This is a genomic window from Pseudoalteromonas rubra, from assembly GCF_005887115.1.
In the GTDB taxonomy this organism is placed as follows: Bacteria; Pseudomonadota; Gammaproteobacteria; order Enterobacterales; family Alteromonadaceae; genus Pseudoalteromonas; species Pseudoalteromonas rubra_F.
In genome coordinates this window covers 39647-51782 of record NZ_PNCJ01000026.1, presented here as the reverse complement: position 1 = coordinate 51782, position 12136 = coordinate 39647, and the positions used below count along the sequence as shown (strand labels likewise).

General features: G+C 46.1%; 2 protein-coding genes. Both read right to left on the bottom strand.

Going from position 1 to position 12136, the window contains the following annotated elements; all coding sequences use genetic code 11:
* Nucleotides 1–750: 750 nt before the first annotated feature.
* Nucleotides 751–1332: a hypothetical protein gene (locus tag CWB98_RS16975; RefSeq protein ID WP_138545937.1), complete on the bottom strand. Its 582-nt coding sequence runs from the start codon at nt 1330–1332 to the stop codon at nt 751–753.
* Complete coding sequence (locus tag CWB98_RS24640; RefSeq protein WP_283241213.1) at nt 1332–11903, bottom strand: SpvB/TcaC N-terminal domain-containing protein; 10572 nt, start codon at nt 11901–11903, stop codon at nt 1332–1334. The genes CWB98_RS16975 and CWB98_RS24640 overlap by 1 nt, the downstream gene beginning before the upstream one ends.
* Nucleotides 11904–12136 lie beyond the last annotated feature (233 nt).

Sequence of the window (12136 nt, the reverse complement as noted above, 5' to 3'; positions counted from 1 at the left end):
GGGGCGCTGAACAATCAGTTAACCCCGGATATATTTCAGAGCAACACATTTATAGCGGATTAGACCAAACATCAGGCATGGCAACACGGGTAACATAACGAACGGGATAACGAAAACTCGCTACCCCGCAGGCCTACTCGGCTTAACATCGCTGGAGCGCCCATATATGTCATGTAACTTACTATTGAGTATTACCTAAAGGTAGACGGCGCACATCCCGTACGCCAATTTGGGGTGGCTGTCCGTGTAACCGTGCATCTAAATTCCTTCACTCTTTTGTCAATGGTTCTTCCAAAACTTGATTCGCCAGTTTAGGGGAGAGCTACCTTTAAAAACTGCGCAACCATTCAGAGTGGATAATGAGTATTAGCTAAAATGGCGTACAGTCTGTACGCCATTTTAGGTGGCTGTCCTTGCTGCTCCCCCTATTGAGTATTACCTAAAGGTAGACGGCGCACATCCCGTACGCCAATTTGGGGTGGCTGTCCGTGTAACCTTGGCATTACCTCATTCATTGAGTATTACCTAAAGTTAGACGGCGCACATCCCGTACGCCAATTTGGGGTGGGTGTCCGTGTAACCCGCGCTGGAGCGTCCATATATGTCGTGTAACCCGTTAGCTAAAATGGCGTACAGTCTGTACGCCATTTTTAGGTGGCTGTCTATGCGACTACCGAAAACTCGCTACCCAGCAGGCCTAGACCTGACATAGCTGGAGCGTCCATATATGTCCTTGATAATTCCGTTGGTTTAAAAATAATTGTTTTTCAATTGGTGAGAGTCAAAAGAGTCCCCCATAGTTTCACTCAATAAGTTTTTAGCGGTTTCAAAGTTGTAGAATCGGACTGGCTTGCTTCCTCTTTCAAATCTTTCCTTGGCAGCAGAGCATTTAAATCCGATTAATGTATAGTCAACCTCTCTATTTGCAATAGTTATTACTTCATCTGACATTGCCATAATTATGTCGGAATTATCCATAATACAATCAGGCTCCAGCCCACCTGAATATTCATTTAAAGCTGAAATAAAATCATCAACCGAATCACTACCGGAAAAAATCATTGATTTATACTTCTCTATATGGTCTCTATAGTAATGTTCAGGCTCTGGATCTAATACGTGATAAATTAAATTAAAACCTTCTTCACGCTCATTAACTCCAACCATGGCATTATAAAAGCTCGCAGATAAAACAAAACTAAAGTCCACAATAAGAAAATACCTGTAGTCTTGGGCAAGGAGCTTCTCGGGAAGCTCAGAAAACTCAATTAACTGAGATAGAACTTTTTTCTCTTGCTCAAGAAACATTGATTTTGAAGTTATAAACCTCATTAATATTCTTCTCCTTTGATTCTTATTTTAGCGACTCTTTTTTTTCCATCTGCACCAAACATTTCTGCGGTAGGCCCATCATAGTCTCCTGACTTAGTTGCAAAACCTCTGGTGGTATAGACCTTTTTCCCATCTGTATCACTAAAGACATTTATATCTCCCTTTTTAGTAGGAATTGTTCGCTTGGAAAGTCCGCTGTCGACCAAGTGGTTCTCAAATCCAGCTCGATTCATATTTAAAATGTCGTAATTTTGCTCTGATTGACCTTTAGTACTATCTTTAACGCGAATTACTGGCTTCTTCGTAACCTGCTGGACTTTTCTAGAAACTTTCCATGCCTTATATGCGACAGTAACTGCGCCACCGCCAGCAATGGTCATCGCCACTTCGCCTACAGCCAGCGTCCATTCCATCTTTGAGCATTCATTTCTCATACAGCCAACCAAATCCGCACCGGGAAGCTCCCCTATTGCAAATTCACCTAGCTCTTTAGCCCTATCCCAAAATGAATTACCGTTAAACGCCTGAGCAAAAGCCGCTGTAACTGCACCGTTAGCAAACTTGCCACCAACCAACTTGGATACAGTACCACCAATAATACCAGCAACTAAAGTTCGTGCCATATTCATAGTAGCACCAACCCCAGGCATAAACCCGTTTACATCCATCCCCTTCGTAAGGCCAGCACTCCAGAATCCATGACCAAAGTTCTGTCCCTGAATTTCAGCAAGTACTCCACCTGCCAATGCGTGTGATGCAATATGCTCAAAACTTCCCTCAGCAGCCCCCGTAAAGTTGGCCCCTATCGCACCAAAAACTGCACCTGTGGCCGCGCCAGTTAGCGCACCTTTGAGTGAGCCACTCCCTACAGCGCCAGCTGCGCCACCAGCTATAGCACCTGTTACAGCACCATTTGCAATAGAGCTTGTAAACAGCTCTAAACCATTTGCCCAATCCCCAGTGTAATATGCAACCACAATAGCAAGCATTGGTCGCCAGTACTTCTTAATAAACTTCCCAAGCTTCTTAAACAAATACCCACTCGGATCCGTATAACTCAGCGGATTATTCAATACATAACTATAAGCGTTATAGTTCTGAAGGTTTGTCGGTGCCTGAACAAACGGATCCGCCTGCATAAATCGACCAGTCTCCGAGTCATAGATACGCCCATTCATATGAACGATACGCTTGTCGCCACCCAGTGAAACCGGTTCATGGCCCGTGTACGCTCTCAGGTTGTCGTTAATGTTGCTAAACACATCACCCATCAGCCCGGGGTTAGACTCTACCTCGCGCTGTTTGCCAAAGATATCGTACGCATAACGCGTCAGGACTTTATGCTCACTGTTGGTTACCGCTATCGTTGAGCCCTGATGGTCGGTAAATAACCATTTGGTTTTACTCAGGCCTGTGTCGTAATACGTTTGCTGTGCGTCATTGCCGATATAACGGTTGATTACTGACTGACCGTCTTTCGCCTTAGGGATGGTCAGTTCCAGCGCACCAACGTAGTACACGGTATTCGTGTTGTCGACTCGCTTGTAGCGACTGTTGTTTGCGTCATAACTAAAGGTAACTGTTTCTCCGTTCCCAGAGATTTCAATCGCTTTGTTTCGGGCGCTATAGGCTATTGATGTCGTACCGTCACTGCCAACCCGTTCAACCTGATTACCATTGGCATCATATCTGAACGACTCAGTCTTGCCTGGCAGGGTACCAAAACAGCCTGAATTGCTTACGCGGCTTCTTGATGAAATGCCATGCAGCGGCGCGTTGCTTTCACCATACCTTTGAGTCCAGCGACCCAACACCATGACCGAAGTCTCTCCATACCCTGGGCATTCGATGTCAGTACCAACCAGATAGTCGGCTTTTTCAATAAGATTACCTGACGCTGAGTACTTAAACAGGTCGACCTGATTTACGCCCAGCACACGGTTCAGATCATCGTAATGATAAGTACGTACGGCCATCCCAATTTGAGAACGGGTTTTCAGGTTACCCAGGCTATCAAAACTATAAATATCGTTTTGAATGTTACGGCTACTGTCTGAAATCGTCTCGACCATGCCTTGTTGGTCATACGATATGTTCATAGTAACGCCACCCTTTTCATACTGGGTGACCTGACCACGCTCATTGAGTGCAGCAACTTTGTAGTAAACCTGTCCTGTGTTGCTGTTACGCGCTTCTCTTTTTTCCAACAGCTGACCATTCTGATAAGTCATTGCAACACCGCGGGCTTCAATAAACTTGCCCTGCTCCGTGCGTCGATAGTCGTCAAACTGTAACGCTAACCGGCTATAGCTATCATAAAAGCTCTGCTGAATCACACAGCTATTTTCGATTGGATCAAGAGTAGAGCCATCCGTAATACGTAAGTCTGCCGTTGTTTCATTGGGTTTAACTTTATCAGCGCACTTAGCGGTGCCATCCAATGACGTCAGCGTTGCCGCTGCTCGTCCAAAGGTGTCGTAATAGTAAGTTTGTTTCCAGCTGCTTCCCTGAGTGCTGGATATTAATTGATGCACAGTATCATTGGTTTTACCGTATACCCACTCGCTGTTACCTTCATTGACAACACCGCTTGGCGTTGTTTGGGTCTGCTTGACTTTACGGCCCAGGAAGTCGTATTTCATCGTCAATACAACACCTCGCGCGTCAGTCTGACTGACTAGCTCACCAAAGGCATTATATTCATAAGACCAGCTTCCTCTGTCTGCATCCTGCTGAAGCGATTTACGACCCATTTTATCATAGTGAATTGTGCTCAGCAGTTGCTGATTGTAGGACTCTGCCGATGAGCTAACGGTTACCTGATCGCCCAACGCGTTGTACACATAATCCAGAGTCTGGTTCTGAGCATCAATCACCTGAACCGTCTGTCCAATCGCATTGCTTAGCGATGTTTTGACCTGCGCAGCAATATCAGTCCCTGTGATGGTCACTTTGGTTTCACGACCGGCAATGCTCGTCACCGACGTTGTGCCATTGTTGCTGTCAACCACACTGGTCACTCTGTCAAGCGCGTCATAGTGCTTAGTGACGGCATGCGAACCCGCTTCTTTGATTACATCATTGCGGCCGTACTGATCAAACTGATACCAGGAAGTCAGCCATTGGTTGTTCAGTACCGTCAGTTTGCGCACCGAATAAGCACGTCCCAGTTTATCCAATAAGTGCTGTTCCCGAAGTACGCCATTAACTTCTTTGTTCAACCGCACTGCACAGTTTTCATTTTCACCGCATGCTGTGTAGTAACTATATGCCTGGGCACCGGTATTGCTGAATGAGCCTATTTCTCCACCAAAGTGATCGTATAGTAGCTCTGTCACTACGCCATTATTATCTATGACCGACAAGGGCTGACCAAAGGCATTTCGATCAGCAACCCCTTGACCATTTTCGACGACTTTCCCGGAAATCAACGACAGCGTACTATTACTGCCACTTTGCTTGGTATAAAGCACGTAACGTCCTTCAGCATCAAAGATAGTCTCAGAAGTACGTGTCTCACGCTCAGCTCCGCTGCACCCTGTATTGGTGCTCGCCACTTTCACTTTGTTGCCCAAAGCATCATACGAGTGCTCTGTTGTCAGCTCATACTCACAACCTAACCCTTGCCCAACAACTTCTTTATACAGCATGTTTTCATGGGCGTGGCCAAGCGGGTAATACTCAAAGTGACTCTTCTTAGTCATTGAGTCCTGGCCCTGACCTGCATAAGTTACTGTTGTGTTCGATAACCGGCCTAATCGCTTATGCAAGTCAGTAGTACCGTATTCGTTTACCGTGGTTACAGTGCGCTGCAGATCGCCTCCAGCACTGACAGCTGTAAAGTATTCAGCGCCTGAGGCACCTACATCATAGGTGTTCACAGTCAGGTTTTTCACATTACCGTGATTGTCTTGCACTGTTGTGGTCTCGGTACAAGTGTATGCACCTACACTCATGTTCGTATTAACTACCGCGCTACATTCACGACTGTCTGAGTTGTAAACTCGATAGGCTGTCACATCACCTAATTGTTGTGTTTTACTGACAGAGTATTCATTGACCGCTTTGCTAAGCAGCACACCACTACCCGCTGATAGCATTGTCTTCTGCGTCGAATATGGCATGCCGGTTAAAGGAAACGCTTGGTGATAACGCGTGGTTGTCTCAAAAGTACTGCCGTCTTTTTGTGTGGTCGTCTTCAGCGTTTTAAACCCTAAAGGACCGCGACCACCAAACTGAACGCGTGCGCCCTGATAGTGATACTCCACCTTTGCTTTATCAGCAGACAAAGCGCCATCGCGATTGCTCGGGCTGTCTGTTTCAACGCTTTGAACCAAAACACCCGCGCCTATCATTTTACTGACTAACAGTTGCTGATCATTAAAACGCCCTGAATCTGAAGTCAGCTCATCTTCAAGGTCTGTGTACACCGCAGTGTCAGACATGAAACCATAGTTAATCACAGTTGTATTGGTTTGGCCCGCATACCCCTGATTCACCTCACGCAGCATACCTGCTGTTGCAAGCTGACTCAGGTTATACCTCACGCTCACGCCGTAATTGTGTTTGATGAGAATGTCAGCAACACCATCGTTGTTATAGTCACTGAAAAAGGCAAAATCACCACCACGCGTATCTACCGCAAGTTCAAAGGCATTGTCAGTGATCTTTTCAAACGTCTCCTGTGCTGGCGACCACTCATAACGACGCCATCGCTTGTTCGTCTTCTCTTTGAAGAACAAGTCTGCCTTGCCGTCTTTATCCACATCCATTGACATTGGCGGGATCAGCTCACTGACCGACCGGTTATCATTACTGGATGACTTAGCAACGACGTTAAAGACATCTTTAAATGAAACACGCTCACTGGATTGGTTGAGTAAAACATGCCAGTACTTAACATTATGGTTGTATTTCGCTGTGGCCAGATAAATTAGATCGACCAGGCCATCGCCATTTACATCACTTGGCGTTAACAGTTCTATTTTTTCATCAGATGCAACGTCTTGCGCCAGGAATCGTTCAAACCCGCCAGACGCAGTTTGCCCCTGGTTATAGTGCACAGAAATACGCTTAGCATCGTCATTGTCACATTGACTCGACTCACATTTTAGCGACACAATGTCAGCCAGACCGTCGAAGTTCATGTCAATGACATGCCAGTCACTGCCTTTGCTGGTAAAGTCTCCGTATGCACCAAACCCATAACTATTCTCTTTCGTGTGCAGCGTAAACTGTGCACCAAACACCTTAGTTTGCGGGTTTGTTAGCCTGACATATAAATTAGGATCATCCTTTTTCTGCTTGTATACCAGATCAGCATAACCATCACCGTTCATATCGGCGGGCTTGATCTCTCGCATATATTGATTGTTCGACCACCCTTCAGGCAGAGCCTGATACTGCAGAACATTGTTGTCACTCAGTGCATAATGAGCCCAGTAGCCAGGATTTGCATCCGAAGTATGCTCAGAACGCATATTGACCATCAGTGTCTGTTTGCCATCCAAATCATGATCAATGGCAAACAGGCTGACACTTTCATGATCATCTTTTCGGTAGATGTTCTGACAAGCTAGCTCTTCTGCGTTGCGATATGTATGCCCCTGATAAACGCAGAGTTTATAACGCATTGCGCCTTTATCGGTCTGCTCTAATGTGACTAGCTGTGTTTGTCCGCTACCCTTGAGATCGGCTAAGGTGATAGACGCCAGAGCATTATCCCTGCGCTCTTTGAAATACACTTGTCTGAACGCTTCAAAGCTTAAGTCGGTTGCAAATTTATCGTATTTAAAGGTCACCGGTGCACGACAGACTGTACCGCGACAATGTGCAATACTTTCAAGAAGTCGGACACCGTTAGCTGCATCTGCAAAACCAAGCTGATAGTTAGCCAGCTCAGTCCCCTGATGATTGAATACCTGGATATTGTTCAGGCGAGCAAATTGAGTGGTTCTTGCCTCGTCGATATAGCCAACCTGTCGAAGCTCACCTGATGTATGCGTAAACACAACACGGTTGCCACTGTAGTTTATTTCTGCCAGCACCTTTTCTGTGTTTGCAGCGTTACTCTTATCTACCAGCTCTTCGTATACGTAGTTAACAGTCGTACTTGCCTGACCCAGATTGTCCTGTATTTCTGACAACATCCAGCTCATAGTATGCTTAGTACCATCTGCATCAGTGAGATTGTGGCGGCTATTGTCCGAAGCACCATAACGCTTAACAGAGCCGTCTTTTGCAAGTACAACAAACTGAGCCTGACTGCCGTAGCCTAACTTGTAAATAGTGGTATACGAGTCTATTTCAGTCATAAACTCATCCACAATTTGCTCACCATCAAAGCTGCCACCGTGGGTATGAACAGCTTTGCTGATAAGGCGCTGGCCATCCAGACAGTAGCGGTCTTCGTCACTTAACGTGAGCCCTCTAAACTGGCCGTCCTGCGCTTTGGTTTGTCGACATCGCGCAACACCTGATGCTGCGCTTAAGCTCCAGCCCATAGCGACTAAACCGTCGCCTCCCTGCGAGCTGTAGTTAAGACTCACCTCTGGCTGCACACCTGTGATACCAGCTGGTAACGCGATTGGCACTGAATAAGAAGCAGCACCACTTTCCGTTACCCGGAAGCTACCTGTGGTTGGCTGTAAGCTGGCATGGGCCAATCGCACAACCTCACTGGGTAAATGATTCTCGATATTAATTTTAGGCATTGAGACATTTGGCTCATCCTCCACTGCCGAGCCCGTGATCGTGACAATGACTTCGTCAGAGAAGTTATTACTACACCTGGACGTCTGCTTGTACTTTAGCACCGCAATGGATTTAACACAGGCCTTTGCTTTAAACTGATAGTGGCCATTATGAATAAACGCTTCATTAAAGGTGCCCGAATTCCCTTCAGCAGTTCTATCAGCATCGACTGTTCCAATCTTTACAAACTGGTTGCTGCCTGGTTTTAACCCGTATAATTCATATTCCTCAACCTGCCCGGTTGCAGTCATGGTAAAATCAACTAGGCCATTGTTCTCTATCGCATCCAGAGAGGGCTTGGGTAGGCCATCTCGCCCATCAGCCGGATTAGTACCTATCTCGTTTTCTACCTCATCACTTAGGCCGTCACCGTCAGTGTCATAATCAAAGTGGCAGTTGTCACCCACCAAGCAGCGGCCATAAAAGTATTTGAGCAGATTAAATGTCGCCTGTTCATAGTTGGGTTCGCTCGCTCCTAACAGATCGATGATTACATCAGCCCGGGTAACACCCTGCTCAAGAATATCGACCCAATAAGCTTGATCGCCAGAACCATAGGTTGACCCAGACAAAACTTGGCCTGTATCTTGACCAACCAACAGATACTCAAACAAGGCACTGATGAACTGAGCATTGGTTGATTCGGACAATGCTGGATTTGCCTTGATCAGGACGTTGATCACTTCATTAAACGGGTGACCATTGGCCACCAGATACGCCATAAAGCTAACCTCAGCTTTGCTCGGTGTCCTTTGTAACAGGATCAACATAGCTTTGGTCAGCTTCACAACACCATCTGTGTTCTGTTCGGGCTGCCACTGTTGCGCTTCCCATTGCCTGATTGCTTCTGAAAACTGACTAGCTAAACTCTCAACGTTTTGCCAGGTTACCGCATTAGAACCAATCATCCTGTCATCGATGACATGAAGCTCACCGTCTTGCGTTGTAACATAAATATGGCCAGATGCAGACACCAGGGGTTGCATCACCACTCCCCCACTACGCGGGAAAGTATAATGCCAGTTTACCAGACCATCTTTTGGATTAAGTGAGTAAAGCGCCTCATCCATCGAGCCAACCAAAAGTACGCCGTTTTGGTCAAGTTGCGCACCGGCCTGGATCTCGCCCTGTGTTTTAAACTGCCACTTTTTAGCCATTTCAATACTGGAAAGCGGATCATGTACCACCCGGTAAAAGTGCCGATTCAATGAACCAAAGTAGATATTATCGACTTTCCTGGCATTGGGTACATCAGACACTGGCTCCTGTCTAACCAATGGTTTAGCTGTAACGTAAAGGTCACTCTCGGGCTCATTGTATCGGCCTAAAAAATCCGGCTCTTTATCCGTGTGAAACTTGTATGCCCAAAGCCCACTGAGCTCTGGGCCTTTCCCCATGTAGAGCACGCCATTCTCACTGACTGTATATTCTCGCTCTCTTAAGCGAGGGCGTTGCGCAGAACCTGTTTTGTCAAGAATAATTTTGTTTTGCAGGTAAGGGCTGTCCGGCTTATCGTCCTCATGCACTCCGTTTCGCGCAACTAATTCGACGCCCGCATTCAGTAACCCGAGTAAAACACGTTCATTCACCTTGCCAGACAAAGTATATCCGTCATCTCCCAGGGTATACATCTGAGATGCATCCCGATCCAGAAAAACTGGGAAAGTCTCTCCGGTTCTGCGCATGCGCGCGATTACAGTCATACGAGCGCTATAAGCATTAAAGCCAACACCAGTTATCGACACTTTGGCGTAATAACTAGAACAGCCATCGGCACTGTCACAAGGTGTGATACTTGCAGAGTCTATATACGGAGCGATATGTTCAATAGTATGCTGCTGGCCTGTTGTACAGACATCTTGGCTATTGCACGCGTGAAGCTCATAGGTAAACCGACCCTGATGTATGTCCCATATCATCTCATTGATATTCGGCCCCTCATACTGTGTTACATGAGCAGCATTAAATTTGTCACTGGGCAGTCCTTTCCAGTAAACCAGTTTGTATTTTTTGGTCACGCCATCGTTATTTGGTAACCAACTAAGAGCGTAAGGGCCACCAACTTGAGTAATGTCTGTATCAAAAACAGGCGGGAGAGGTTTGGCTTCGTGATTAACCACGGTTATTGCTGCGCTGCCCTCCTGACCCGATACGTTTTTGTGGGAGCTTAAGGCAATGCCATAGGCAGATACCCGTAACAACTTGCCATGATCTGCCACTTTAGTTTGTATTGTGGTAGTGTAAGAGGTGCCATCAACACTCACCCGGTCGTCTTTCATCAGATACTCACCGCCGTTCATAGTGGCTCGCATGACCAGATCATTTGTGTTGTTTAACTGGGTAAATTTTACTTCAACTAACCCTGCACCTAAATCCCTCAAAGCGATATTTGGAACACTGGGTTCTGTCGGAACTGGATCAAATAGCTTGATATCAGGTAATCTGGCAGTCACTTCGTGGCCGTCATTGTCTTTTGCGACCAGAGTAAGCTCAATGTTATCTCCGGCGTCGGCCTTTGATGGATTCCAGCTAAAGTGCACTTTCTGGGCGCCCGCCTGGTCACTCGCCATCGGCAATACGAAGCTGTTTAACAACGGCGAGATAGTTACCCCGCCTGAGACGGGAGACCCATTACGTTTGAGCGTTAATGAGGACAATTTAGGTAGCTCGCCATTGGCAGTGCGGTGCGAGAATGCCGATGCGTGTACAGTAAAGTCCACTTTGTCTCGACCAATAACAAACAATGACTTTGAAGGGCTGGATACACTTATGCCGTAATGACTAATGTAGTTCAGAACTCTATTGGCTGCGTTTGGCTTACCAATGTTAGGCACAACATAGGCGTAGTAAGTTACCTCGCCTGCTTTATCTTGCCCATCTAATGTAATGGTACAGTTTGAATTAGCGATACTGCAGTTACGCACAGGTATTGCGCAGCCATTAGTGATACTTTGATAGTCTCCCTGTGCCTTACATATTTTGTACTCTTTTAAGCCTGATGCATGGCTTGCGGTGGCCGTTAATGTGACAGGTTCGTCAAAAAACGGACTCACTTTACTGGCTTTCAGAGTTACGGCGGGTGGAGGCGTAATCTTAACGTTGAATGAAAGCATCATACTGGCTCCCGCTCGATCGTTCACTCTAACACGCAATGGAGAGATATCAGTTGTAACAGGAATAACCAAACCGGTACATAAAGCGTCTCTTCCCGATTTGTAACACGAGCCACCGTTGTAGGCAGAAGCATTGATAAAACCATTACCTGCATCGAGCTCTATCTTGTCTATTTGATTGGAGAAGGCATCATCCCCATCATATGCGTTTACATCTAGGGTCAGGTTTTGATCCGGTGCAACTTCAATCTCGGTGCCTTCAGTAACTTCAGCACCACCCCACTTCACAGAAAGGCTGGGGGGGGTATTTTTTTCTTTGACCAAAACAGAAAAAGAGTGCGTTGTTGTATTGTTTTGGCTATCAGATGCTTCAATTTTAAACTTATAAGTGCCATTTGGCACAAGGTGGCTTTTAGGGATAGATTCGGCACATTTATAACTGCCATGTTGATCTTCCCAGACACTGCATTCTTTTGAAAAGCTTTTGTCGGTCCGCTTTACGCCGTTTGCAAACACATCGTATGACAGTTTAAGAGCGGTGATATCCTGGTTTACATCCCTGAAAGATGCAAAACCAAACAATCTCCAGTCTTTATAGTCTGCTATGTTATTATCCCCCTGATAGTTAAAGTCCATCAGCTCGGGACTGCTGTTGTTAGTAACAATGATTCTTCTGCTACAAAAGCGCTCCGGGTCGCCGTTCACATAAGTTCCTACCTTCAAAGTAGCAGTGTATGTACCTGCTGTAGTAAAGTTGTACGTATATGAGAATCGATCTGACACAGATTTAAGCATTGTGCCGTTTTTGTATATTTTTAGAGATATAGAAGGTCTTTTGCTAAATAAGAGATGCTCTCTCTGACTACCAAAGTCAATTTGTAATTCGCTATTGGTTATGGCGTGAAGGGGGTCGCTCTCGCAAATAGGCGCAAGCTCGA